The following is a 25,044-nucleotide window of genomic DNA, read 5'->3' on the forward strand; positions in this document are numbered from 1 at the left end:
GCTCAAGACCCCGAGGGCGGCGAAGCCGGCGTGTCGGCCGTCTCCTCCATCGACACCGTGGTCGGTGTCACCGGCGTGCCGGGACGCACACGTTGCAGGCCGTTGACCACGACCGTCTCGCCGGCGGCGAGCCCGCTCTCGACGATGCGCAGCGCGCCGACCTTGCGCCCGATGTGCACCTCGCGATATGCGGCAATCTTGTCCTCGCCCACCACCAGTACGAAGCGCTTGCTCTGGTCGGTGCCGATGGCGCGGTCCGCGACCAGCACCACCTGGCGCGCACCGGAAGTCGATTCGAGGCGCACGCGCGCGAACAGGCCCGGCGTGAATCGACGCTCGGCGTTGTCGAGCACGGCGCGCATGCGCACCGTGCCGCTGCTGGCATCGACGTTGTTGTCGACGAACTCGAGCCGCGCCTGGTGCGGAAAGCCGCTCTCGTCGATGAGACCGACGCCCACCGGCAGCGCTTGACCGCGGTTGGGCGCGATGTACTTCAGGAACGCGCGCTCGTCGGCTTCGAAGGACACGTAGACCGGATCGACCGAGGCCAGCGTGGTGAGCACCGGCGAGTCCGGGTTCTCGCCCTGCACGAGATTGCCAACGGTCACTTCGTCCTTGCCGGCGCGGCCGCTGATGGGCGCCGTGACGCGCGTGTATTCGAGGTTGAGCCTGGCGTTGCTCAAGGTCGCGCGGTTGGCGGCGCGTGAGGCCTCCAGGCTTTTGACCAGCGCCGTCGCCGCATCGAATTCGCGGCGGCTGGTGGCATGGGTCTCGAGCATCTGCTGCTGGCGCTTGGCTTCGAGTCGGGCGAGATCGAGCTGCGCGACGGTGGCCGCCAGCGCCGCCTCCGCCTCGGCGACCTTGGCGCGGAACGGACGTTGATCGATCTCGAACAGGACCTCGCCCTGCTTGACCTCGGCGCCGGGCGTGAACAGTACTTTCTCCAGGTAGCCGTTGACCCGCGCACGCACCTTGACCGCCTGCATCGCTTCGATGCGGCCGGGGAATTCGTCGGCGTCCTTGACCTCCTGGGTCAAGGCGGCGGCCACGCTGACCGGCGGTGCACCGCCCGGCCCGGCGGCGGCCTTGGGCGGTGCGGGCGGTTGGCAGGCAGTCAGCAGCAGCGCACACAGCAGCGGGGCCGCGACGGTCACGCGGCGCAGGAATAGCGGCATCGGGGTGATCCGGACTAGAAACAAGGTCGCCCTATGATATGAGCCAACGGCGCTTAAACATACCCGCGAAAGTTGCGGATGACGGACCGATGCCCCTCATTGTGGGTCCGACTTCAGTCGGACTTTGCTGCTGGTAGCCATCGCGGAGCTCGAATGTCCGACTGAAGTCGGACCCACAACATCCGAAGGGAATTTTCAGCCGCGCACATCCAGCACCAACTTACCCATGTGATCGCTCGCTTCCATCATGCGATGCGCGTCGGCGGCGGCGGTCAGCGGGAAATGGGCGTGAATGTGCGTGCCGAGCTTGCCGCTGGCGAGCAGCGGCCAGAAGTCCTGTTCGACGGCACGCGCGATGGCGGCCTTGCGCTCGACTGGTTGCGGGCGCAGGGTCGAGCCGGTGATGGTCAGGCGCTTCGGCAACAGGTAGGCGAAATTGACCTCGGTGGTGGCGCCCATCAGGAACGCGATCATGGCGTAGCGGCCGTCGTTGCCGAGCAGGCGCAGGTTCTTCATGACATAGGGGCCGGCCACCATGTCCAGCACCACGTCGACGCCGCGCGGCTTGGTGATGTCCTTGACCGTCGCCTCCCAATCGCCGTCGCGGTAATTGATGGCGTGATCGGCGCCCATGCGCTGGCAGTATTCGACCTTCTCGGCCGAGCCGGCGGTGGTGATGACGGTCGCGCCCCAGGCCTTGGCGACCTGGATGGCGGTGGTGCCGATGCCGCTGCTGCCGCCGTGGATGAGCACCGTCTCGCCGCGCGCGAGGCGCGCCCGTTCGATGAGATTGTGGTGCACCGTGAAGAGCGTCTCGGGCAGGGTCGCGGCCGCGGCGGCGTCGAGTCCGGCCGGCCACGGCAGGCAGTGGGCGGCGTTGGCCGCACAGTACTCGGCATAGCCGCCGCCGTGGGTCAGGGCCACCACGCGATCGCCGCGTTGCCAGCGCGTCACGTCGGCGCCGCATTGCACGACCACGCCCGCCACTTCGAGACCCGGCAAGGGGCTGGCATCCGGCGGCACCGGGTAATGGCCGGCGCGCTGCAGGCAGTCCGGACGATTGACGCCGGCCGCATGCACTTCGATCAGCACTTCGCCCGCGCGCAGGGTCGGTAACGCCATGCGCACCGGCGTCAATACCTCGGGCCCGCCGGGCTGCGCGACGCTCACGGCCTGCATGTCGGAAGGAAGGGCGTGGGCTTGGCTCATGGCGAATTCTCTTCACGGGTGTTCGGGACGCGCGAGTATAAATCGCGGGCCGCGTCGCCATGAAAAATTTCCGCCGCGCGAGAGGTCACAGCCTGCGCGCGCCGGTGCTAGCATGCGCGCCATGACTACCACCACACACCATCGCTTGCTCATCATCGGTTCGGGCCCGGCCGGCTACACCGCCGCCGTGTACGCCGCGCGCGCCGCGCTCGAACCGGTACTCATCACCGGCGTCGAAGTGGGCGGCCAGATGATGACCACCACCGACGTCGACAACTGGCCGGGCGACGACCAGGGCGTGCTCGGCCCGGAACTCATGGAGCGCATGAAGAAGCATGCCGAGCGCTTCGGCACGCGGTTCGTGCACGATCACATCCATACCGCCAGGCTCGACGCGCGCCCCTTCACGCTCGTCGGCGACAGCGGCACCTATACCTGCGATGCCTTGATCATCGCCACCGGCGCGTCGGCCAAGTACCTCGGCCTGCCGTCGGAAGAGGCCTTCAAGGGCAAGGGCGTGTCGGCCTGCGCAACCTGCGACGGCTTTTTCTATCGCAACAAGCCGGTGGCCGTGATCGGTGGCGGCAATACCGCGGTCGAGGAAGCGCTGTACCTGTCGAACATCGCGTCCCATGTGACCGTGGTGCACCGGCGCGATCGCTTCCGCGCCGAGAAGATCATGAGCAACCGCCTCGAGGCCAAGACCCAGGGCGGCAACGTGTCGATCCTGTGGAACAGCGTGCTCGACGAAGTGTTGGGCGATGCCGGCGGCGTGACCGGCGTGCGCGTGCGCGACGTCAACAGCAACGCCACGCAGGACGTGGCCGTGCATGGCACCTTCATCGCCATCGGTCACCAGCCCAACACCGGCATCTTCAGCGGCCAGCTCGACATGGACGGCGGTTATATCAAGGTGGGCGGCGGTTCTGGCCACGGCTTCGCGACCCAGACCAGCGTGCCCGGGGTGTTCGCGGCCGGCGACGTCGCCGACCCGGTCTATCGCCAGGCCATCACGTCGGCCGGCGCGGGCTGCCAGGCGGCGCTCGACGCCGAGCGCTGGCTGGAAGCGCAGTAAGGTCGAACGGCGGTTATTGTGGGTCAGACTTCAGTCTGACATTGGCGAGGCGAAACTCACGCATTTCGTTGAGTGTCAGACTGAAGTCTGACCCACAAACCTGGCGCCGGTCAGGCCCTTTGCCCCGCCAGCGCGCCATAGCGCTCGCTCAAGGCCTGGTAGACCGCGTCGCGAAAACCGGGCTTGGAGCTGTCGAGGCTGGTAATCAACTCGGCCAGCACTTCGTTGTCTTCCTGGCCGTCCCACACCTTGATGTAGTCACCGCGCTTGTAGCCGTGGTCCTGGCGGAACATGTTCAACACGTTCTTGGCCACGTAGCTGCGGTACAGGTCATCGAAGTCGCGTTCGCAGGCGGCCAGCAGGTTGCGCACCGAGCCGACCGCGAAGCGCTGCTCGCCGACGGCGGCGAAAGCCAGGCGTTCGACTTCCTCCAGGAACGGCAGCGGCGTCGGTGCGTCGCACCAGTCGTCGATGATGGCGCTGGCGATGCGGTGATAGTCGCCGCTGTCGTCGATGCGCAGGCTCAGGCCGAAATGCCAGATGTCGACGATTTCCAGCACCACCTGCGGGAAATCCGGCGTCGAATGCTTCCACCACTTCCAGCCGCCGTAGTGCTCCATCAATTCGGCGCATTCGATCCAGATGGCGCGGTGCCACTCGCGCCCGCGCTGCAGCCAGTCGGCATCGACGTGGCTGTTCATGTCGTTCTGCATGGCGAGCATGACGCGCGTCTTCTCGATCATGGCTTCGCGTTGTTGCATGCGAAATACTCGCGGCCGGACTGGCCGCCGAGTATAGCCGCAGCGGGCGGCGGCGGCACCGCTCAGCGGCCTTCGAAAAACGCCTCGACGTCGGCCAGCTGCTGGGTGAGCGGCATGGGCGGCAGGGAATTGAGGAAGGCGCGGCCATAGGATTTGCGCCGCAGGCGCACGTCGCCAATCATCAGCACGCCGTGATCGCTGATGTCGCGGATCAACCGCCCGGCGCCCTGCTTCAAGGCCGTGATGGCGTCGGGCAAGGTCAGGCGCTTGAAGGGATTGTCGCCGGCGGCGGCGACGGCCGCACTGCGCGCGCGCGCCACCGGATCGTCCGGCACGCCGAAAGGCAGCTTGTCGATGATGACCAGCGACAGGCGTTCGCCGCGCACGTCCACCCCTTCCCAGAACGTCGCCGTGCCGAGCAGCACGCCGGTGTCCGTGCTCTGGAAGCGACGCAACAGTTCGCTGCGCGGCGCCTCGCCCTGGATGAGCAAGGGGTAGTCGAGTTCCTCGCGCAGCATGGCCGCGCACAGATCCAGCGAGCGGTAGCTGGTGAACAGGAAGAACGCGCGCCCGCCGCTGGCGCGCAACACCGGCAGCGCGGCATCGACCAGTTCGCGCTCGAAGTCGGCGTCGCGCGGCTCGCGCTTCAGCGGCGGAACGTAGAGCAGCGACTGGCGGGCGTAATCGAAGGGGCTCGCCCACAGTTCCTGACGTGCCTCGCGGATGCCGAGTGCGTTGAGGAAATGATCGAAGCGTCCTTCGACCGCCAGCGTCGCCGAGGTCATGACCCAGGCGGCGTCGGAGCTGGCGAGGTGGCCGGCAAACTCCGAAGCCACCGACACCGGCGTGTCGTAGAACGTGAAATTGCGTTGGCTGACGTCGACCCAGCGCACCCGTTCGTCGTCGGCCGTGGCGCTGAAGCCTTCCCAGCGCTGGCGCAGCGCAGACAGGCGCTCAGCGCAGTTGGCGAGCAGATTGCCGCGCCCAGCCGCCAGTTCCAGCGTCGCGTCGAGTTCCAGCAGGGCCTCGCCCAGACCTTGCGTGGCCTCGTTGACCGCGCGCGACTCGCGCAGCGTCGACCAGTCCGCGCGCCGCGGCAGCGTACCCAACGCCTGGCGCACCATCGCCAGCGCCAGTTCGAGTGTGGCCAAGGCCGCCTTGAGCGCCGGCATGTCCGGCGCTTCGTCCTCGGCGCCGACGCGTATGTCACGGGCGAGACTCGCGAGCTGCTGCGCCGACAGGCTGTGGCTGAAGAAGGTCGAGGCGATCTCCGGCACCTTGTGCGCCTCGTCGAGAATGATGGCGTCGGCGTTGGGCAGCAGTTCGGCGAAGCCGGTTTCGCGCAGCATCAGGTCGGCGAACAGGAGGTGATGATTGACCACCACCACGTCGGCCGCCGCCGCCGCGCGCCGCGCCTGTACCACGAAGCAGTCGTCGTAACGCGGACAATCCTGGCCGAGGCAGTTGTCGGTGGTCGAGGTCACCACGCCGCGCAGGGCCGGATCGTCGTCCAGCACGCGCAGCTCCTCGAGGTCGCCGCTGGCGCTGCTCTCGGCCCAGCGTTGCATGGTCGCCAGCAGCGGCAGCCGCCGCGCATCGACCTCGGCGCTGACCGCGGCGCGCTCCAGGCGATACAGGCACACGTAGTTCTGACGGCCCTTTAAAAGCGCGATGTCGCTGTCGGCGCCGAGCGCGCGGCTCACGATCGGCAGGTCGCGATGAAAGAGCTGGTCCTGCAAGGTCTTGGTGGCGGTCGAGATGATGGTCTTCCGGCCCGACACCAGCACCGGCACCAGGTAGGCGAAGGTCTTGCCGGTGCCGGTGCCGGCCTCGCAGACCAGGGTTTCGCGACGCTCGAGAGTGGTGGCGACCACGCTCGCCATTTCCTGCTGGACCTCGCGCGGCTGGAAGCCGGTGAGCTCGCGCTCGAACGGCCCGCCGACGCCGAGCAGCATGGCGGCGCTGGTGGCCGGCGCGCGGTCGTCAGCGCGGTGTGAGGAAGTCAACGGTTGAATGGATCGGGCGCGCCTTCCCGGCTCCACAGGCAGCGACCGATCATCTTGAAGCGGCCGACCGACACGGTGCCGCGCTTGTTCGGTGTGGCCTCGGCCAGCGCTGCTTCCAGCGGCGCGCGGCGGGCCTCGTGGATCTCGACCGGCTCGTAGTTTTCATCCATCAAAACCAGCAGCACGGCGTCCCAATCCTTGTCGAGCTTGAGCTGCCCCAGGCGATGGGGCCGACGCGTGTCGTCGAACACGGCGCGCGCCTTGATCTGCAGCTTGTCGGTCGCGCCCTCGACCCTGCGCAGCGCGTCGTAGCCTTCGGCCTCGGCGGGCGCCGGCTCGAGGCCGAGCAAGGTGATGGCATCGCTGATGGCGATCTCGCCACTGATGGCCAGCGTCTTGCCGGTCGCGCGGCGATACTCGGCCGCGAGTCGGCGCGCTTCGCCCATCAATTTGTCGATCTGGTAGACGCCCATCGTCCCGCGTGCAGTCCGTCAATCAGGTACAGGTTCAGCTAGTTTACTTAAGTTACTGATTCAAAAAAATCAGAATCGACAAGCTCATGTAAGACTCGAACAGTCGCCGCCGCCCTGCTCGTCCAGTTCATGGGCAAACAGGCTGACCTCGTCGATGCGGGCGCCCAAGCCCAGCACCATCAACAGGCGTTCGACGCCGAGCGCCACGCCGGACGCGGCGGGCATGCCATGGGCCAGCGCCGCGAGCCACGCCTCGTCCGGCACTACTTGCGGCAGGCCGCGCGCGGCGCGGGTGGCGTTCTCCGCGGCGAAGCAACGACCCTGCTCGTCCGCATCGATGATCTCGTGATAGCCATTGCCGAGTTCGAGTCCGTCGACCACCAGTTCGAAGCGTGCCGCGTGCGGCGGCGCACTGCCCGTCAGGCGCGCATAGGCGCGCAGCTCGGGCGGATAGGCGTACACGAACACCGCGCCCATGGTCGCGAGCGCCGGTTCCAGCACGCAGGCATACAGGCCGTCGAGCAGCAGCGAGCGATCCCGGCGGTCGGCGGGCGCCAGGCGGAGACCGCGCTCGGCAGCCAGCGCCGCCAGCTGCGCGGCGTCGAGGACGTGGGGCGCGGCGCCGAATTGCGCGGCGAAGAGCTCGTCATAGGTGACGCGCGCGATGGTGCGAGTGAAGCCGGCGGCTGCCAGCGCGGCCGCCACGTCGTCCATCAGCGCATCGAGGCTGAAACCGACCCGGTACCACTCAAGGAGCGTGAACTCGGTGAGGTGATGACGGCCGCGTTCGTCGGCGCGGAACACCGGCCCGAGCTGGTAGATGTCGCCGCTGCCGGCCGCCAACAGGCGCTTCATGGCTGCCTCGGGCGAAGTGCGCAGGTACCACTCGCGGCCTGCCGCGAACGGCTGCGCGACGGCGAGATTACGCAGGGTAGGTTCGGTGGTGGCTTGCGGTGACAACAGGGGCGTCGCCACCTCGCACACGCCCTCGGCGTCGAAGTAGGCGCGCAGCGCCGTCACCACCGTCGCGCGCCGGCGCATCGTCGACAACGATGCGCTGGGCCGCCAGGGCGTGTCGGGGGACGGCAGTGGCCTATTCCTTGGCGCGCGACACGTATTCGCCGGTGCGGGTGTCGATGCGCAGCAGGTCGCCCTGTTCGATGAACAGCGGCACCTTGACCACCGCACCGGTCTCCATCTTGGCCGGCTTGGTACCGCCGGTGGCGGTGTCGCCGCGCAGGCCCGGATCGGTCTCGATGATTTTCAGCACCACGAAGTTGGGCGGCGCCACGCTGAGCGGCGCATCGTTCCACAGCGTGACCTGGCACATCTCCTGGCCCTTCAGCCACTTCGCCGCGTCCGCCATGGCCGAGGCCGGCGCGATGAGCTGGTCGAAGGTCTGCGGATTCATGAACACGTATTCCTCGCCGTCGGTGTAGAGGAACTGCAGTTCCAGGTCCACCACGTCGGCGCCCTCGGCCGTATCGCCGGACTTCATGGTCTTCTCGATGGTGCGGCCGGTCTTGAGATTGCGGATTTTGATACGATTGAACGCCTGTCCCTTGCCGGGTTTGACGAATTCGTTGTCGATGATGGTGTAGGGATCCCCATCAAACATGAGCTTGAGCCCGGGCTTGAACTGGTTCGTGCTGTAAGTGGCCATAGACCTTGGTGTTTCCAGAATTTCGGCGGCCGGTATGATAGCGCGAAGCCAGCAGGTGGTGGAGACGGCGGACTGGCGCGCGCAACTGCGCGACGCCTATCGCTCGCCGGCGCGGCTGTTGGCCGACCTCGGCATCGACCCCGCCGCCGTCGAACTCGCGCCCGACAGCCCGTTCCCGTTCCGCGTGACCCGCGCCTTCGCCGCGCGCATGCGCCCTGGCGATATCGACGATGCCCTGCTGCGCCAGGTCTTGCCGCTGGCGCTGGAAGGCCGCGATGTCGCCGGCTACAGCGCCGACCCGCTGCACGAAACCAGCCACTACGCCGACGGCGCCCTGGTGCGCAAATACCAGGGCCGCGCCCTCCTGATGGTGACGGGCGCCTGCGCCATCCACTGCCGTTACTGTTTCCGCCGCGAATTTCCCTACGGCGAGAGCGTCGGCAACGCAGCGCTCACGGCCGCGCTTGCCGCGCTCGCCGACGATACGTCGCTGCACGAAGTGATCTTGAGCGGCGGCGATCCGCTGGTCCTCGACGACGCGCAGCTCGGCGCCGTGGTGGCGCGGCTCGACGCCCTGCCCCATGTGCGCCGCCTGCGCATCCATTCGCGCCTGCCGGTGGTGCTGCCGGCGCGCATCACGCCGCGCCTGGTCGACATGCTGGCCGCGGCGCGCGTCACACCGGTGCTGGTGATCCATGCCAACCATGCCCAGGAACTCGACGACCAAGTGCGTGACGCGCTGGCGGCGCTGAAGCGCGCCGGCATCAGCGTGCTCAACCAGGCGGTGCTGTTGCGCGGCGTGAATGACGATGTGACGACGCTCGCGCACTTGAGCGAGGCCCTGTTCGACGCGGGCGTGCTGCCCTACTACGTGCACGTGCTGGACCGTGTGCGCGGCACGGCGCATTTCGATGCCGGTGACGAACGCGCCGCGGCGCTCGAACAGGCGCTGCGCGCGCGCCTGCCGGGCTACCTGGTGCCGCGCTTCGTGCGCGAAGTGCCGGGCGCCGACAACAAGCTGCCGCTTTCCGAGCTGTAATACGCGAAAAAGCGCTCGACTCGCTGCATTCGCTGCGTGGCGCGCAAAGCGCAACAGGTCGCAAAAAAAATCTAAAGCACGGGGCCGTCAGGGACGATACAGGGTTCTGAACGGAACATCCCTACCCTCCCTGGTCCGTTCAACCTCGCGGGCCGGCGCAAGCGCCGGCCCGCTTTTTTTTTCTGCTCTATTCCACCGCCTCGATACGATCGACACGCTGAAAGCCGCGCGGCAGCTTGAGCCCGCGTCGCGCCCGGTCCGCGACGTAATGCTGCTGGTCGGCGTCCTTCAACGTGAGATGGCGATTGCCTGAGTAGATGCGCAGTTCCTGACCCGGCTTCAAGACTGTGATGGCCTGCATGATCTCTTCGCGCGAGCGCAGCTTGTTGGACGGGATCTGCATGATCTTCTGACCCTTGCCGCGCGCCATGCGCGGCATTTCGGCGACCGGGAACACCAGCAGGTGACCGCTGTTGGTCGCGCACGCCACCCACTCTTCATCGGGATTGTCGAAGGCCACCGGCGACAGCACGCGCGCGCCCGGCGCGAGGCTCAACACCGCCTTGCCGGCGCGGTTCTTGGTGGTGAGTTCTTCGACCTCGGCAATGAAGCCGTAGCCGTGATCCGACGCCATCAGCACCCACGGCCGCGTGCCGGCCATCACCACGCCGGCAAAGGTCGCGCCCTCGGGTGGCGTGAGGCGCCCCGACAAGGGCTCGCCCAGCCCGCGCGCCGACGGCAGACCATGGGCCGGCAAGGTGTAGGCGCGCCCGGTCGAATCGAAGAACACCGCGTTCTGGTTGCTCTTGCCGCGCGCCGCGGCCTGGTACTCGTCGCCGCTGCGGAAATTCAATTCACGCGGATTGAGATCATGGCCCTTGGCGGCGCGCACCCAGCCCTTGGTCGACAGCACCACGGTCACCGCTTCGGCGGCGACCAGATCGGTCTCGGCCAGCGCCTGCGCCGCTTCGCGCTCGACCACTTCGCAGCGTCGCGCGTCGCCGAACTTGTCCATGTCGGCGCGGATCTCGTCACGCACCAGGTTGCGCAGACGCTTGTTGGAGCCGAGAGTCTGCTCGAGCCCCTTGCGCTCCTTTTCCAGTTCCGCCTGCTCACCGCGGATGCGCATCTCCTCGAGACGCGCGAGATGGCGCAAGCGCAGGTCGAGAATGGCGTCGGCCTGGATGTCGGTCAGCCCGAAGCGCGCCATCAACACCGCCTTGGGATGCTCCTCGGTGCGGATGATGTGGATGACTTCGTCGATGTTGAGAAAGGCGACGAGGTAGCCTTCCAACACGTGCAGCCGCGCCATCACCTTGTCGAGGCGGAACTCGAGGCGCCGCCGCACCGTGCCGATGCGGAACTCCAGCCAATGATTGAGCAGGTCGCGCAGGTTGTAGACGGCGGGAAGTCCGTCGGCGCCGATCACGTTGAGATTGACGCGGTAATTGCGTTCCAGATCGGTGGTCGCGAACAGGTGCTGCATCAAGGGCTCGACATCGACGCGGTTCGAGCGCGGCACCAGCACCAGGCGCACCGGCGTCTCGTGCGACGACTCGTCGCGCAGGTCCTCGAGGAGCGGCAGCTTCTTGGCCTGCATCTGCGCGGCAATCTGCTCGAGGATCTTGGAGCCGGAACTCTGGTAAGGCAGCGCCGTGACGACAATGTTGCCGTCCTCCACCGTGTACTTGGCGCGCAGGCGCACCGTGCCGTTGCCGCTCGCGTAAAGCGCATGCAGATCCGCCTTGGAGGTGATGATCTCGCCGCCGCCGGGGAAATCCGGCGCCGGAATGATGTTGCACAGGTCCTCGAGCGTGGCCTTGGGCTCATCGAGCAGATGGATGCAGGCGGCGGCCACCTCGCGCAGGTTGTGCGGCGGAATGTCGGTCGCCATGCCGACCGCGATACCGGTGGTGCCGTTCAGCAGCACGTTGGGCAGACGCGCCGGCAGCAGCGCCGGCTCTTCCAGCGTGCCGTCGAAATTCGGCACCCAGTCGGCGGTGCCCTGCGCCAGTTCGCCGAGCAGCACGTCGGCATAGGGCGTGAGCTTGGCCTCGGTGTAACGCATGGCGGCGAAGGATTTCGGATCGTCGGTCGATCCCCAGTTGCCCTGGCCGTCGACCAGGGGATAGCGATAACTGAAGGGCTGCGCCATCAGCACCATCGCTTCGTAACAGGCCGAATCGCCATGCGGATGGAACTTGCCGATCACGTCGCCGACGGTGCGCGCCGATTTCTTGAACTTGGCGGTGGCATCGAGACCGAGTTCCGACATCGCGTAGATGATGCGCCGCTGCACCGGTTTCAGGCCGTCGCCGATATGCGGCAGGGCGCGGTCGAGGATCACGTACATCGAATAATCGAGGTAGGCGCGCTCGGTGAACTCGCTTAAGGGGATCTGCTCCAGATCGAATGAATCGTCGCCGCTGGCCATGGTCTTTCAGGTCCTCAATTGACGCTCGCAAGATTGCCCTTGCGTTCCAGCCACGCGCGGCGATCGCCGGAGCGCTTCTTGGCCAGCAGCATGTCCATCAAGGCCACGCATTCCTCGGGATTGTCGATATTCAGGCGCACCAGGCGCCGCGTGGCGGTGGCCATGGTGGTTTCGCGCAGCTGCAAGGGGTTCATCTCGCCCAGGCCCTTGAAGCGCTGCACGTTGACCCGGCCCTTGATCTTCTGCGCGACGATGCGATCGAGCACGGCGGCCTTCTCGTCTTCGTCGAGCGCATAGAACACTTCCTTGCCGACATCGATGCGGAACAGCGGCGGCATGGCCACGTACACCCGCCCCGCTTCGACCAGCGCGCGGAAATGCCTGACGAACAAGGCGCACAGGAGCGTCGCGATATGCAGGCCGTCGGAATCGGCGTCGGCGAGGATGCACACCTTGCCGTAACGCAGGTTGGTCAGGTCCGGTGCGCCCGGATCGATGCCGAGCGCGACGGCGATGTCATGCACTTCGTTGGAGGCCAAGACCTGCGCCGACTCGACTTCCCAGGTGTTCAGGATCTTGCCGCGCAGCGGCAGGATGGCCTGGAACTCGCGATCGCGCGCCTGCTTGGCCGAGCCGCCGGCGGAATCGCCTTCGACCAGGAACAACTCGGTGCGCTCGAACTCCTGCCCCGAGCAATCGGCGAGCTTGCCGGGCAAGGCCGGGCCGTTGCCGGTGACGCGCTTGCGCACCACCTTGGCCGCCTTCAAGCGGCGCTGTGCGCGGCTGATGGCAATCTCGGCGATGCGCTCACCGCTTTCCACGTGCTGATGCAGCCATAGACTGAAGGCGTCGCGTACCACGCCGGTGACGAAGGCCGCGCAACCACGCGACGACAGCCGCTCCTTGGTCTGGCCGGAGAACTGCGGCTCCTCGAGCTTGACCGACAGGATGTAGGTACAGCGTTCAAACACGTCTTCGGGCGCCAGCTTGACGCCGCGCGGCAGCAGGTTGCGGTTGTCGCAGAATTCGCGCATCGCCTCGAGCAAGCCCTGGCGCAGGCCTGCGACGTGGGTGCCGCCCTGCACCGTCGGCACCAGGTTCACGTAGGACTCGGTCACGAGTTCGAATTCATCGGCCACCCAATGCAGGGCCCAGGTCGCGTGCTCGTGCGGGCCTTCGATGTCGCCGGTGAAGGGTTCGCTGGGCACGAGGTCGGCGCCCTGCAGCGCTTCGGCGAGGTAGCTGGTCAGGCCATGTTCGAAATGCCATTCGACCTTTTCGCTGCTCGCCTCATCGTGGAACTTGATGGTCAGCCCGGGGCACAGCACGGCCTTGGCCCGCAGCAGGTGCTTCAGGCGCGGCAGCGCAATCTTGACCGTGTCGAAATACTTTTCGTCGGGCAGAAAGCGGATGCTGGTGCCGGTATTGCGCGCGCCGACGGTGCCGATCTCCTTCAGCGAGGAGTGGGTTTCACCGCCGCGGAACGACATCATGTACTCGCGGCCGCCGCGTCGCACCCTGACCTCGAGCTCTTTCGACAAGGCGTTCACCACCGACACGCCCACGCCGTGCAGGCCGCCGGAATACTTGTAGTTCTTGCGCGAGAACTTGCCGCCGGCATGCAGGCGTGTCAGCACCACTTCGACGCCGCTGATCTTCTCACCGGGGTGTTCGTCGACCGGCATGCCGCGACCGTTGTCGGTGATGGTCACCGCGCCGTCTGCATGCAGGGTGACGTCGATCTGCGAACAGTGGCCGGCAATCGCCTCGTCGACACTGTTGTCGACCACTTCCTGGACCAGGTGATTGGGGCGCGAGGTGTCGGTGTACATCCCCGGCCGTTTGCGTACCGGTTCAAGACCGGTCAGGACTTCGATGTCCGCGGCGTCGTAGCGTGAGCTCAAAGCTGGATTCCATCGCGCCGGGGGCGCGTACGTTGGCGTAGGAAAAACCGGCGCGATTATGCCAAAGCCCCACGCCGCGGGGAAACGCCGGCCGGCCGTCAGTCGAAATCGGCGGCCAGCGTCGCGCGCACCTCGGCTGTCAGCAGCACTTCCGACTGGTAGGCGGGATGGTCGATGCCGAATTTGACCGCCCCGCCCTGCCTGAAGGCGGCAATCGTCGCGGCGTCGAGCTGGAACCTCAGGAAATGCACCGCCGAGGTCTTGTCTTCGTCGGCGCGCTCGAGATCCTCGTCGGCGATGCCGAACACGCGTGCGTGGCCCTCGACGTCCAGCCACACCCGGTGTTCGACGCCGCGCAGCCGCGACAGCGCGGCCTGTCGCTCGGCGACGTCCTCGTATTCCAGCATGAAGGTGGCTTTCAGGTTGTCGCCATCGGGAATGAGCGGATTGTAGGCCTCGAGTTCTTCCTCGATGGCGGCGCCGGCGAAGATCTTCTCGACGCGCAGCATCTCCTGGATCTGGTACTGCACGGTCAGGCGGTCCTCGAAATAAAGGCCGGCGTGCGCACCGATAAAGACTTTGCGCCGGGCTTTGTGCGCCAGCACCTTGCGCCGCATGTCGGCACGCTGTTCGTGGTAGGCCTCGAGTGTGAGCAGGTCGGCGCGGGTCAGCTTTTGCATGGTCTGGCGTCAGATTCCGTAAGCGTGCTTCAACAGGGTGAATGCCGAGGTCGCATGGCTGCCATTGCCGACACCATGTTCGATCAGTTCGCCCGCCATCGGGCAGTCGCTGACGTAATGGTCGACCTTCGTATCGGATATACGTTTGACGATGGGCCGGCAGATCTTCTGCGCGAAGGCGTAGTTCTCTTCTTTCACGGCGTAGGTGCCGTCGTGCCCCGAGCAGCGGTCGATGACCACCACCTCGGTGCCGGGCACCAGTTCGAGGATCTCGCGGGTCTTCTGGCCCACGTTCTGCACGCGCTGGTGACAGGGCGCGTGCCACGCAACCTTGCCGATGCCGCCCTTGAAGTCGGTGCGCAGCTTGCCGGCGCGATGGCGCGCCATGAGGTACTCGTAAGGATCGACAAACGCCGCCTGCACTTTCTTGACACGCTCGTCGTCCGGGAACAGCAGGGGCAGTTCCTGGCGATACATGAGCACGCAGCTCGGAATCGGCGCGGTGATGCGCAGGCCGGCGTCGGCAAGCTTCAGCAAGGGCGGAATGTTGATGTCCTTGTGCTTTGCCACGGTCTCGAGGTCGCCCAGTTCGAGCTTGGGCATGCCACAGCACACTTCTTTTTCCACCAGCTTCACGGCGATGCCGTTGTGCTCGAAGACCGCCACCATGTCGGCCACCGTCTGCGGCGCGTTGCGATTGCCGTAACAGGTGAGATAGAGCGCAATCTGGTCGTCGGTGTTGCTGGCGGCCGGCCGCTTGGCCAGCACCTTGCGCGCGTTGTTGCTGTGGAACTTGGGCAGCGGCGCCTCGGCATGCACGCCAATGGCGCTTTGCATGAGCTTGCGCGCGGCGCCGTTGGCGTTGACCGCGTTCACGACTTCGGCAACCACCGGAATGCCGGCCAGCGAGCCGACCAGGTCGGTCGAGGTCAACACCTTGTCGCGCAGTGATGCACCTTCCTTTTTGAACTTGACGGCCTTGGCGCGCAGCATCAGGTGCGGAAAATCCACGTTCCACTCGTGGGGCGGCACGTAGGGACACTTGGTCATGTAGCACAGGTCACACAGGTAACACTGGTCGACGACCTTGCCGTAATCGGCCTTGGCCACGCCGTCGACTTCCATGGTGCTGGAGTTGTCGACCAGGTCGAACAGCGTCGGGAAGGCGTTGCACAGGCTGACGCAGCGCCGACAGCCATGGCAGATGTCGTAAACCCGTTCGAGTTCCTTGTCGAGCGCCGCTTCGTCGTAGAACGAGGCGTCCTGCCACGGAATCGGATGCCGGGTGGGAGCTTCGAGGGAGCCTTCGCGCCGTTCGCCACTGCGATCATTCATGGAGAGGACCTGCCTGTGCCTGCGTCAGAAAAAGAAGCCGGGCGCGGGCCCGGCTTCTGCCAGAGCGGTTACCCGCCGGCCGTCAACCCAGCGAGTCGAGAGCCTTCTGGAAACGATTGGCATGCGAGCGCTCGGCCTTGGCCAAGGTTTCGAACCAGTCGGCGATTTCGTCAAAGCCTTCTTCGCGCGCGGTCTTGGCCATGCCCGGATACATGTCCGAGTACTCATGGGTCTCGCCGGCGATGGCAGCCTGCAGGTTCAGGGAGGTGCTGCCTATCGGCTTGCCGGTGGCCGGATCGCCCACCGCCTCGAGGTACTCCAGGTGGCCATGGGCATGGCCGGTTTCGCCTTCCGCGGTGGAACGGAACACGGCCGAAACGTCGTTGTAGCCTTCGACGTCGGCCTTCTGTGCGAAATAGAGATAGCGGCGGTTGGCCTGCGATTCGCCGGCGAAAGCAGCTTTCAGATTGCCTTCGGTCTTGGTGCCTTTGAGTGACATGATGGGTTCCTCCTCGTAGAAGAATCTTGTGTGTGCTTGTTATGTAAGCGGGCAAGTTAGACTAAGTCTAAACTTGGACCGAGTCTAAAGGCCCGCCCCAAGCAGCGTCAAGCCGTTGCGGCGTTGACCCTCGCCAGCCGCCTCAGTAGAGTCGCCGCCTCCTGCATTCAAGCGCACGCGCCGAGCCGCGAGCGACAAACGGGTGAGCGCGTGGCAAAGACCGAGCCGGTGGAAACAACCATCGATTTCGAAGCAGCGATGGCGGAACTGGAGTCGCTGGTCGAAAAGATGGAACAAGGCGAATTCTCGCTGGAGGATTCCATCAAGCAATTCGAACGTGGCATGCAGCTCGCGCGAACCTGTCAGCGCGCGTTGCGCGCGGCCGAGCAGAAAGTGCTGAAACTGGCCGCCGACAACAACCAGGAGTCCCTGCAGGACTTTGCCCTACCCGACGAGAACTGAGCCAATCCGTGACTACCCTAGAACAACGTATCGCGCCGCTGGTGGCGCGCGCGAACGACGCCCTCGACAGATTCCTACCGCCGGCCAGCCAGCCGCCAACGCGCCTGCACGAAGCGATGCGCTATGCCGCCCTGGCGCCGGGCAAGCGCATCCGTCCGGTGCTGACCTATGCAACGGGCGCGGCCCTCGGCGTGTCGCTGGACTTGCTCGATGCGCCAGCCGCGGCGGTCGAATTCATACACGCTTATTCGCTCATTCACGACGATCTGCCGGCCATGGACGACGACGACCTGCGTCGTGGCCGGCCGACCTGCCATCGCCAGTTCGACGAGGCCACCGCCATCCTTGCCGGTGATGCCCTGCAGGCCCTGGCCTTCGAAGCCCTCCTGCACGACAGTGCCCGCAGCCTGCCGAGCGCCTGCCGGCTGGCGATGGTGCAGGTGCTGGCGCAGGCCAGCGGTTCGCTCGGCATGGCGGGCGGCCAGGCGCTGGACCTCTCCGCGGTCGGCAAGAAGTTGTCGCTCGCCGAGCTCGAGAACATGCACAAGCACAAGACCGGCGCGCTCATTCGCGCCAGCGTCAAACTCGGCGTCCTGGCGACCGGCAGCGACGATGCCGATCTCGATCAGCGCCTGGAGCGCTATGCGACCTGCATTGGCCTCGCCTTCCAGGTGCAGGACGACATCCTCGATGTCGAAGGCGCCACCGAAGTCATCGGCAAGCCCCAGGGTTCCGACGCCGACCGGGACAAGCCCACCTATCCGAATCTGCTGGGCATGGACGAAGCCAAGGCCACCGCGCGACGCTTGTGTGACGAGGCGACCGACAGCCTCGCGCCGCTCGGCGCACGCGGCGAAACCCTGGCCATGATTGCGAACTTCATCGTCAAACGCGACCGCTGAGCCGCGAGCGACAGCTCGCGCGGGCTCGCGCGCGTCGAAAAGCCGTGGGCGCGCGCGAAGCGCCAGATTTCCGTGACGGTCGACCGCGATGACTGCGCGGTTTTGCGTCGTCCACATGTCCTGAACAGGCTTTCGTGGCTGGATGATGGCCTCGACGCCGGTTGGCACGCGAACTGCTAGGGATATGGCATGCGAGGGAAGACCTCCCCTCGCGATCCTCCCTTTGGTCCATTACGGGTGCTTCGGCACCCGTTCTTTTTTGAGACGCCGAATTACAGGCCAGCCTGCTTGGCTTCGTCCCACAGGGCGTCCAGGGTGCCGAGGTCGCAGTCTTCCAGTTGTCGTCCGCGGCCCGCCACGGCGCTCTCGATGTGGCGAAAGCGTCGCTCGAACCTGGCGTTGGCACCGCGCAGTGCCGCTTCGGGATCGATGTCCAGGTGGCGGGCAAGGTTGACCGCGGCAAACAGCAGGTCGCCCAATTCCGCCTCCTGTTCGCCGCGCGTGGCAGCCTGCGCCAACTCCTCGGTTTCCTCGCGCAACTTCGACCACGGGCCGCTGACGTCCGGCCAATCGAAGCCGACACGGGCGGCGCGTTTTTGCAGCTTGCGCGCGCGGCTGAGCGCCGGCAGCGACAACGGCACGTCATCCAGTTCACTCGACGCGACCTGGCCTGGCCGTGCGCTGCGTTCCCTGGCCTTGCGCGCCTCCCACGCCTGCGCCACCTCGTGCGCGTCGCTCGCCTGCACGTCGCCGAACACGTGCGGATGGCGGGTGACCAACTTGCTTTCGAGCGCATGGATGACGTCGTCCATGGCGAACAACGCGCGCTCCTCGCCGAGTTGGCTGTAGAAAATCACCTGGAACAGGAGGTCGCCCAATTCGCCGGGCAAATGTTCGAAGTCGCCGCGCGCAATGGCGTCGGCCACTTCGTAGGCTTCTTCGAGGGTATGCGGCACGAGCGACGCAAACGTCTGCTCCAGATCCCACGGACAGCCACCCACCGGCGCGCGCAGGCGCCGCATCAACTGCTGCAGGCGTTGCAGATCAGCCATTGTCACGCACTCCAAAAACCCGAAGCTGGCACGGCGAGCGCAGGCCGGGCCGTACTTGATTCAACTATTCAATGCGCTGAAAATCTAACCCGTCACGTTGTCCAATGACAGCCACAGAGGACGCAATCGCAGGGTTATGTCCACGCCGCTCATACTGAGACTCGACGTCGCCGGCGCGCCGATACGCTGGATACCCTGGCAGGATGCCGTGTGCCTCTACAGCCGCAACATGGTGGCCTGGACGGCGGGGCAAAACGCCTTCACGTTCCGCGGCGGTTACCCACGGGGTCGGGGCGAACGCTCGTCCATCACCGTCCATTCGATCATCGCCATCAAGCACTCCAAGCGCGGGCAGCACCCGCGGCGCCATGTCCCACCGCTCAATAACCATGAGTTGTTCCGCCGCGATGACTACCTGTGCCTCTATTGCGGGGGCGAGTTTTCCGACCACCAATTGACGCGCGATCACGTCATTCCCCTGTCGCGAGGCGGCGTCGATCGCTGGTCGAACGTCGTCAGTGCCTGTCGCAGTTGCAACACGCGCAAAGGCGGGCGTACACCGGAACAGGCGTCCATGCCCCTGCTTGCGATACCTTATGTGCCCAACTGGGCGGAATTCCTCGTACTCTCCAATCGACGCATCCTGGCCGACCAGATGGACTTCCTCAAATCCCAGTTCAATCGTCACCCTCGAATTTCGGATCTCGCATGAATAAAGCGCTTCGCGGACTGGTGGGCATCGTTGCCTGCCTGACGAGTGGTCTTGCGCCGGCGGCGGACCATCAAGGCAACTACGCAATCTGGGGCGCGGGCGGTCGCTCGTGCCATCAATTTGCCCAGGCTCGCCCCGATGCCGCCAAGCTTGCGACGTTTCGAGATTACCTGATGGGTTACTTGACGGCCGTCAATACGCTCGCGCCGGATACTTATGATGCTCTCGGCGGCGAATCGCTCGAAACGAGCCTGTCGTGGCTCGCTGACTACTGTGGCGAGCACAAGATGGACAGCTTCGAGCGCGCCGTGGGTCAGTTGCTGGTGGCGCGCCACGATCAGCGTCTTCAGTCCCCCCCCAGCCAGGGCGCGGATGGAGTAATGCACCGCCGCCGGCTGCAGCGCCTTAAGTTCGAGCACAGGGCGACGCTAAAGGCGTGCGACCCACACTGCGGTACCGTGCGGCACTTCAGGACGGATTGAGAAAAGATCGTTAATTTGCATTGCGTCATTTGAATTTTTCGTTCATCATTCACGCAATCGAGAGCTTTAGTTAATCTCACTTCGAGACAAACGTTTCTTAAACTAGCCCCCCGAGTTAGGAGGAAGACCACGATGACCAATGTATTGAAGCTTGCGGCGGTTTGCGCCGTTCTGGGCCTGACCAGCGCATGTTCCACCGTGACCCCGGAGCAGCTGTCTGCCGTCGACGCCAAGGCCACCAGCGCCGCGTCCGATGCGAAGACCGCCGCTTCCAACGCCGCTGCCGCGCTGAAGGCCGCGACGGATGCGAAGGCTGCCGCTACCGCTGCCCAGGCGACCGCCGACGCTGCGAAGGCCGGTGCCGACGCTGCCCAGGCTTGCTGCAACGAGAACAAGGATCGCCTCGACCGCGTGTTCGAGAAGATCATGAAGAAGTAACGGACTCCGTTACTTTGTGTTCGAGAACCCCGCTTCGGCGGGGTTCTTCATTTATGGCCCGGGAATTTCTCCGCAACTGAACAATGTCGGGCGCGGGCGCGGACCCAGCCCGCAGGGCACATCCGCGCCGACGCTGTGCCGGCGCAGCCAGTCACCCACTCAGTTCCCGGCGACCTGCCGCACGACACCGTCAAGCGCCGCTTCCGTACGGATCTTGGGCTGCACGGTGCCCACCACCTGCGGGATCCCGGTCGGGCTTTCAAGTGCGTGCTTGATGTCCGCCCACACCAGGGCGGCGTCCTGGCCCTTGACCCGCTCGAGAATCAACTTCACAGCCTTCGAGTATTGCTCATCGGCCGCCTTGTCCTGCTCTTCCTCGAGATGCGGGTGCACCTCCAGGTAGATATTGCCATTGGCAAGGCCAACCTTGAACGGCTGGTTGACGATGTGCACGGGCGTGCCGACGGGCGTGGCATTGAACATCGTGACGATGTCCTCCGGATACATGCGAATGCAGCCGTGGGTGACGCGCATGCCGATGCCGAAGGGTTTGTCGGTACCATGAATCAGGTAACCGTTGATGCCGAGCATCATGGCATGGGTTCCCAGTGGATTGTCCGGGCCTGGCGGCACCACCGCCGGCAGGATGTCGCCCTCCTCGGCGTGCTCCTTGCGGATCGATTTCGGCGGATGCCATGCCGGGTTCTTGACCTTGCCGACCACGGTGGTGCGGCCCTTGGGCGTCACCCACTGCTCGCGACCGATACTGATCGGGAAAGTCATGACGCGCTTGGCGCCGCTGGCGTCCTTGCCGTTGAAGTAATACATGCGCATTTCCGCGATGTTGATGACGATGCCATCGCGCGGCGCCTGGGGAATGACATACATCGACGGCACGAGCACCGGGGTGCCGTCACCCGGCAACCACGAATCGACCTTGGGATTGGCCAGGCGCATCTCGCGGTAGCCCTGGTCGAAGTCTCGAGCGAGATCGGAAATGGTGTCCTTGTAAACCGAAGTGGTCTGGCCCAATTCGCCGACCACGTCCGGCGCCTCGGGCGTAATCAGGTACACGGGCGCGGCAGCGTGGCCGGCCAGCGGCGCACCGGACACCAGCAAGGCAAGCATCGCGCTCGCGAGCGCATTTCTATTCCTGGTTTTCATACTCGTAGTCACTTGGGATTTAGGAATGTGAGCGAGGACGGGCCACTGCATGCAGCGCGCAACCCAACCAAGCCGCCATGAACGCAGTCCCCCCGTAGGGCGCGGCGGCGCCATACACCGCCATGCCGGTCAGGACTTTCGCGGTCAGACCGCCGCAAAACAGAACGATTCCAGTAGCGGCCAACAGCACCACGGCTTTGAGCACGCGCGACGCCGCCGCCTGTCGCAGCCTGCCCGCAATGACGATCAAGAGCAGCCCATGCAGCATCAGGTACCGGGCCGCGGTCGTGAGCGAGTTCATGTCGTGCGATGTCAAACGCGACTGCAAGGCATGGGCGGACAGCGCATCGAGCACCACCCCTGCGCAGCCGGCGATACCGCCCGTCAGCATAGCCGCCACGCCCCACGAGCCCATGCTTGAACTGGCGTAATCGCTTTTCACTAACGCATTATAATTGCGATGGTTTCTGGAACCTATAAAAATTTGCGCGCAGCGCAACATGAAGCGCTTGGCAGCGCGCTCTCGGTGATATTGCTGACCACCGCATGGCTGCTCATGGCGTCGGCGCCAGCCATTGCGCAGGGGTGCGATGGCGACGACGCGACGCCCGTGGCTTTGCATCCCGACTACCCTAACGGCGCGCTTTTCCAAGGCATCAGACTGCGCGGCGCCGTTCGCCTCGACGACCGTCGCGTCGATGGCCGGCTCGTCCACGGGCTGTCGGGATTGAGTTGGAGTCCACGCTTGCAACGCCTGGTCGCGGTCTCCGACCTCGGCTTCCTTGTGCATTTCGAACCCCATTTTCATGACGGCATGCTGGTCGGCGTCAGCTATTGCGCAAGCCATGCCCTGCGCGACGCCGCCGGCAATGCCTTGCAAGGGCGCTGGCGCGACGCTGAAGGATTGAGCCTGCGTCCCGGCCCGTCGCCCGGCGAGGAACAATTGCTGGTGTCGTTCGAGCAGCGGCCGCGCATCCAGCGCTACACCTTGGACGGACACTTGCTCGGGGCTTTGCCGCTGCCCGAAGAGCTACGTGGCCCCGCGCGCTATCGGCATCCCAATCGCGCGCTCGAAGCCGTGACCGAAACGCGGCGCCATGGCGTCGTCACCGCGCCGGAATTGCCGATGGCGGGTCAGACCGGGCGCGGCATTGCGGTGACGAGCCTTACCGGCCCGAGCTTTGAATTCCACAGTCTCGATGAGCAATACAGCGGCCTGGTGGGGCTGGAAACCCTGCCCGACGACAACCTGCTGGTGCTCGAACGCCGCTACATATCACCGTTCCGGCCGCTGATCATCGCCTTGAGTCGCATGACACTGCCGGACCAGCCGGCGGGCGCGGTCCGCCAGCGCGAACTCGCGCGCTTCGATACGACCGCCGGTTGGGCCATGGACAATTTCGAGTCCGTCGCGCGCCACGCCGGCAACCGCTATTTCATGGTGTCCGACGACAACGCCAGCCCGCTGCAACACGGCCTGTTGCTGTACTTTGAAGTACTGGACGACGACGACGCCGCGCACGGGCCCGAACCCGCCAAGCCACCGCTCAGCCGGCATCGGTTCTGAACCCGGGGGTCAGCGCTCGAGCAGGCGCGGCATGAGTTCCACCAGGTTGCAGGGCCGGGTGCGGAAGTCGAGCTGGTGCACGATCAACGCGTCCCAGCCCAAGGCGCAGGCGCCGCCCGAGCCGGGCAGGCAGAAGACGTAGGTGGCGTTCGCCACGCCGGCCACCGCGCGCGACTGCAGCGTCGAAGTCTTGATGTCCTCGTAGGACAACACGCGAAACATTTCGCCGAAGCCGTCGAGCGTCTTGTCGAACAAGGGCGCGACCGCCTCCGGCGTGCCATCACGTCCGGTCACACCGGTGCCGCCGGTAGTCAAGACCACGTTGACCTCGCTGGCCGCGATCCAATGCGAAACGATGGCGCGGATGGCGTAGATGTCGTCTCGACAAATGCGCTTGTCGTGAACGCGGTGCCCGGCGGCGAGCACGCGATCGCACAGCAGCTTGCCGGACTTGTCGGTCGTTTCATCGCGCGTGTCCGAAATCGTCAGCACCGCGATATCGAGGGGAAGGAATTGGCGTTCGGTAGTCACGACTGTCGACCTGCGGTAGTGTTTCAGGATTTAGTGAGCGCTGCGAAGCAACGGTCCATCATGCCAAGCCATCCTAACCCGCACGACGATGCGCCCTCAAATCGGCCAGCCGCGGATGCCGGCCAGCGTATCGACCGCTGGTTGTGCAACGTGCGGTTCTTCAAGACCCGCGGGCTCGCGGTCGAAGCGATAGACAACGGCCGCATCGAGATCAACGGCGTGCGCGCCAAGGCCGCCAAGCTGGTCAAGCCTGGCGACCAGGTGCGCGTGCAGCGTCCTCCCTACGTACACGAGGTCGAAGTGCTGGGCATGGTCGAGCAACGGGTCGGCGCCGCCATTGCCCAGGAGCTCTACAAGGAAAGCGAACAGAGCATTGCCGCGCGCGCGCAACTGCGCGAACGGCAGGTGCTCGGTGCGGTGCGCGAGGCGCCGCGCGACGGCAAACTCGACAAGCACGACAGGCGCGAACGCGAACGCCTCAAACGTATGTACGACTGACTGCCACGCAGGACGCCACCATGAACGCCCCCCTCACGGCCACCGAACTGAGCGCTGCCGCCGACGTCCACCGGCGCCTCGCACACGCCCTCAACAGCGTGGTGACCGGACAGCAACGCGTGGTGCGCCACCTGCTCGCCGCCTTCCTGTGCGGCGGCCACGTGCTGTTGGAGGACTATCCAGGCACGGGCAAGACCACGCTCGCCAAGGCCTTGGCACGCGCGGTGGGCGCCGATTTCCAGCGCATCCAGTTCACGCCGGACCTGCTGCCCACCGACCTGCTCGGCGCGTCCATATACAACCCGCGCAGCCAGGAATTCGTCATCCACAAGGGGCCGATATTCACCAACATCCTGCTCGCCGACGAAATCAACCGCGCTTCGCCACGCACCCAATCGGCGCTGCTCGAAGCGATGGGTGAAGGCCAGGTGAGTCTCGAAGGGCAGCAATTCGCGCTGGCGCGACCCTATTTCGTGATTGCGACCCAGAACCCGATCGAATTCCACGGCACCTATCCCCTGCCGGAGGCGCAGATGGATCGCTTCGCGCTGCGCCTGGCGCTGGGCTACGTGTCCATCGACGACGAGATATCGATCATCACGCGCGACGAGGCGCGGCTCGCCAGCGCGCAGGCCGCGCCGGTCGTCAGCCGCGACGAGGTGCTCTCGTACCAGGACGCCGCCGCGCGTATCGCCATCAGCGCCGAGCTGTCCCGCTATCTCGTCACGCTGGTGGCGGCGACACGCCATATGCCGGCGTTGGAACTGGGCGCGAGCCCACGCGCCTCGATCGCGCTGCTGAAATGCGCGCAGGCCCTGGCGCTGTTCGACGGCCTGGATTTCGTCACGCCGGACCTCATCCAGGAATTGGCGCCCTTGGTGTTGAACCACCGCCTGGCGGTACGTGCCGAGGCGCGCTTCGGTGGCGCCAGCGCGGCGACCTGCATCGCCGAACTGCTGGACTCCATCCCGGTACCGCGCTGA

The 25,044-nt window shown here is 65.6% G+C and carries 26 protein-coding genes; 10 read left to right on the plus strand and 16 right to left on the minus strand.

What is annotated here, in order from left to right; genetic code table 11:
- Positions 1 to 2: 2 nt before the first annotated feature.
- Together IPM80_20855 and IPM80_20860 are read right to left on the minus strand one after the other, a co-directional pair.
- Positions 3 to 1,175 carry an efflux RND transporter periplasmic adaptor subunit gene (locus IPM80_20855; protein ID MBK8960796.1) on the minus strand — a complete coding sequence of 391 codons (1,173 nt, stop codon included), beginning with the start codon at positions 1,173 to 1,175 and terminating at the stop codon, positions 3 to 5.
- A 195-nt stretch (positions 1,176 to 1,370) separates the two neighbouring features.
- Entirely contained in the window at positions 1,371 to 2,354 is a 984-nt protein-coding gene (locus IPM80_20860; GenBank protein MBK8960797.1) for an NAD(P)H-quinone oxidoreductase, read from the minus strand.
- Positions 2,355 to 2,505: 151 nt separating this feature from the next.
- On the opposite strand from IPM80_20860, the gene trxB reads away from it, so the two are divergent.
- On the plus strand, positions 2,506 to 3,459 hold the full coding sequence (trxB, locus tag IPM80_20865; GenBank protein MBK8960798.1) for a thioredoxin-disulfide reductase: 954 nt from the start codon (positions 2,506 to 2,508) through the stop codon (positions 3,457 to 3,459).
- A gap of 110 nt (positions 3,460 to 3,569) precedes the next feature.
- On the opposite strand, the gene IPM80_20870 is transcribed toward trxB, so the two are convergent.
- The 5 genes from IPM80_20870 to efp form a co-directional block, all read right to left on the minus strand.
- Positions 3,570 to 4,202, minus strand: a complete 633-nt coding sequence (locus IPM80_20870) for a dUTP diphosphatase (GenBank protein MBK8960799.1) — start codon at positions 4,200 to 4,202, stop codon at positions 3,570 to 3,572.
- Between the two features lie 80 nt (positions 4,203 to 4,282).
- Positions 4,283 to 6,175: an ATP-dependent DNA helicase gene (locus IPM80_20875; protein MBK8960800.1), complete on the minus strand. Its 1,893-nt coding sequence runs from the start codon at positions 6,173 to 6,175 to the stop codon at positions 4,283 to 4,285.
- Positions 6,176 to 6,222: 47 nt separating this feature from the next.
- Positions 6,223 to 6,699 carry a hypothetical protein gene (locus tag IPM80_20880; GenBank protein MBK8960801.1) on the minus strand — a complete coding sequence of 159 codons (477 nt, stop codon included), beginning with the start codon at positions 6,697 to 6,699 and terminating at the stop codon, positions 6,223 to 6,225.
- A gap of 84 nt (positions 6,700 to 6,783) precedes the next feature.
- Positions 6,784 to 7,740 carry an EF-P lysine aminoacylase GenX gene (genX, locus tag IPM80_20885; GenBank protein MBK8960802.1) on the minus strand — a complete coding sequence of 319 codons (957 nt, stop codon included), beginning with the start codon at positions 7,738 to 7,740 and terminating at the stop codon, positions 6,784 to 6,786.
- A 52-nt stretch (positions 7,741 to 7,792) separates the two neighbouring features.
- Positions 7,793 to 8,362 (minus strand): elongation factor P, encoded by a 570-nt coding sequence (efp, locus tag IPM80_20890; protein ID MBK8960803.1) that lies wholly within the window; start codon positions 8,360 to 8,362, stop codon positions 7,793 to 7,795.
- A gap of 34 nt (positions 8,363 to 8,396) precedes the next feature.
- Here efp and epmB point away from each other — a divergent pair, with 34 nt between their 5' ends.
- Positions 8,397 to 9,401, plus strand: a complete 1,005-nt coding sequence (epmB, locus tag IPM80_20895; protein ID MBK8960804.1) for an EF-P beta-lysylation protein EpmB — start codon at positions 8,397 to 8,399, stop codon at positions 9,399 to 9,401.
- 187 nt (positions 9,402 to 9,588) lie between these two features.
- Here the strand turns inward: epmB and parC are convergent, their stop codons facing one another.
- The 5 genes from parC to IPM80_20920 form a co-directional block, all read right to left on the minus strand.
- Positions 9,589 to 11,835, minus strand: coding sequence for a DNA topoisomerase IV subunit A (gene parC, locus IPM80_20900; GenBank protein MBK8960805.1), 2,247 nt, complete (start codon positions 11,833 to 11,835; stop codon positions 9,589 to 9,591).
- A 14-nt stretch (positions 11,836 to 11,849) separates the two neighbouring features.
- Positions 11,850 to 13,739, minus strand: a complete 1,890-nt coding sequence (gene parE, locus IPM80_20905) for a DNA topoisomerase IV subunit B (GenBank protein MBK8960806.1) — start codon at positions 13,737 to 13,739, stop codon at positions 11,850 to 11,852.
- A 98-nt stretch (positions 13,740 to 13,837) separates the two neighbouring features.
- Entirely contained in the window at positions 13,838 to 14,419 is a 582-nt protein-coding gene (locus IPM80_20910; protein ID MBK8960807.1) for a DUF3501 family protein, read from the minus strand.
- Between the two features lie 9 nt (positions 14,420 to 14,428).
- Positions 14,429 to 15,754, minus strand: a complete 1,326-nt coding sequence (locus IPM80_20915; protein ID MBK8960808.1) for a Fe-S oxidoreductase — start codon at positions 15,752 to 15,754, stop codon at positions 14,429 to 14,431.
- A gap of 82 nt (positions 15,755 to 15,836) precedes the next feature.
- Positions 15,837 to 16,253 (minus strand): rubrerythrin, encoded by a 417-nt coding sequence (locus tag IPM80_20920; GenBank protein MBK8960809.1) that lies wholly within the window; start codon positions 16,251 to 16,253, stop codon positions 15,837 to 15,839.
- A gap of 258 nt (positions 16,254 to 16,511) precedes the next feature.
- On the opposite strand from IPM80_20920, the gene IPM80_20925 reads away from it, so the two are divergent.
- Positions 16,512 to 16,715 carry an exodeoxyribonuclease VII small subunit gene (locus IPM80_20925; protein MBK8960810.1) on the plus strand — a complete coding sequence of 68 codons (204 nt, stop codon included), beginning with the start codon at positions 16,512 to 16,514 and terminating at the stop codon, positions 16,713 to 16,715.
- Between the two features lie 8 nt (positions 16,716 to 16,723).
- Positions 16,724 to 17,617 (plus strand): (2E,6E)-farnesyl diphosphate synthase, encoded by an 894-nt coding sequence (ispA, locus tag IPM80_20930; GenBank protein ID MBK8960811.1) that lies wholly within the window; start codon positions 16,724 to 16,726, stop codon positions 17,615 to 17,617.
- 272 nt (positions 17,618 to 17,889) lie between these two features.
- Here the strand turns inward: ispA and mazG are convergent, their stop codons facing one another.
- Positions 17,890 to 18,669 carry a nucleoside triphosphate pyrophosphohydrolase gene (mazG, locus tag IPM80_20935; protein MBK8960812.1) on the minus strand — a complete coding sequence of 260 codons (780 nt, stop codon included), beginning with the start codon at positions 18,667 to 18,669 and terminating at the stop codon, positions 17,890 to 17,892.
- A gap of 136 nt (positions 18,670 to 18,805) precedes the next feature.
- Here mazG and IPM80_20940 point away from each other — a divergent pair, with 136 nt between their 5' ends.
- The 3 genes from IPM80_20940 (at position 18,806) to IPM80_20950 (ending at position 20,301) form a co-directional block, all read left to right on the plus strand.
- Positions 18,806 to 19,381 carry an HNH endonuclease gene (locus IPM80_20940; protein ID MBK8960813.1) on the plus strand — a complete coding sequence of 192 codons (576 nt, stop codon included), beginning with the start codon at positions 18,806 to 18,808 and terminating at the stop codon, positions 19,379 to 19,381.
- On the plus strand, positions 19,378 to 19,863 hold the full coding sequence (locus IPM80_20945; GenBank protein MBK8960814.1) for a hypothetical protein: 486 nt from the start codon (positions 19,378 to 19,380) through the stop codon (positions 19,861 to 19,863). Before IPM80_20940 ends, IPM80_20945 begins: the two co-directional genes overlap by 4 nt.
- A 132-nt stretch (positions 19,864 to 19,995) precedes the next feature.
- Positions 19,996 to 20,301, plus strand: coding sequence for a hypothetical protein (locus IPM80_20950; protein ID MBK8960815.1), 306 nt, complete (start codon positions 19,996 to 19,998; stop codon positions 20,299 to 20,301).
- 159 nt (positions 20,302 to 20,460) lie between these two features.
- Here the strand turns inward: IPM80_20950 and IPM80_20955 are convergent, their stop codons facing one another.
- Together IPM80_20955 and IPM80_20960 are read right to left on the minus strand one after the other, a co-directional pair.
- Positions 20,461 to 21,465, minus strand: coding sequence for a L,D-transpeptidase family protein (locus IPM80_20955; GenBank protein ID MBK8960816.1), 1,005 nt, complete (start codon positions 21,463 to 21,465; stop codon positions 20,461 to 20,463).
- 19 nt (positions 21,466 to 21,484) lie between these two features.
- Positions 21,485 to 22,180, minus strand: coding sequence for a DUF423 domain-containing protein (locus IPM80_20960; GenBank protein MBK8960817.1), 696 nt, complete (start codon positions 22,178 to 22,180; stop codon positions 21,485 to 21,487).
- A gap of 30 nt (positions 22,181 to 22,210) precedes the next feature.
- Between IPM80_20960 and IPM80_20965 the strand changes: the two genes are divergently transcribed.
- Positions 22,211 to 23,032 carry an esterase-like activity of phytase family protein gene (locus tag IPM80_20965; protein MBK8960818.1) on the plus strand — a complete coding sequence of 274 codons (822 nt, stop codon included), beginning with the start codon at positions 22,211 to 22,213 and terminating at the stop codon, positions 23,030 to 23,032.
- A 9-nt stretch (positions 23,033 to 23,041) separates the two neighbouring features.
- On the opposite strand, the gene moaB is transcribed toward IPM80_20965, so the two are convergent.
- Positions 23,042 to 23,563 carry a molybdenum cofactor biosynthesis protein B gene (gene moaB, locus IPM80_20970; protein ID MBK8960819.1) on the minus strand — a complete coding sequence of 174 codons (522 nt, stop codon included), beginning with the start codon at positions 23,561 to 23,563 and terminating at the stop codon, positions 23,042 to 23,044.
- Positions 23,564 to 23,623: 60 nt separating this feature from the next.
- Here moaB and IPM80_20975 point away from each other — a divergent pair, with 60 nt between their 5' ends.
- Together IPM80_20975 and IPM80_20980 are read left to right on the plus strand one after the other, a co-directional pair.
- The gene (locus IPM80_20975; protein ID MBK8960820.1) at positions 23,624 to 24,061 is read left to right on the plus strand and encodes an RNA-binding S4 domain-containing protein; all 438 of its coding nucleotides are present in this window, start codon (positions 23,624 to 23,626) and stop codon (positions 24,059 to 24,061) included.
- A gap of 20 nt (positions 24,062 to 24,081) precedes the next feature.
- The gene (locus IPM80_20980) at positions 24,082 to 25,044 is read left to right on the plus strand and encodes a MoxR family ATPase (GenBank protein ID MBK8960821.1); all 963 of its coding nucleotides are present in this window, start codon (positions 24,082 to 24,084) and stop codon (positions 25,042 to 25,044) included.

It is taken from the genome of Pseudomonadota bacterium (assembly GCA_016719885.1).
In the GTDB taxonomy this organism is placed as follows: Bacteria; Pseudomonadota; Gammaproteobacteria.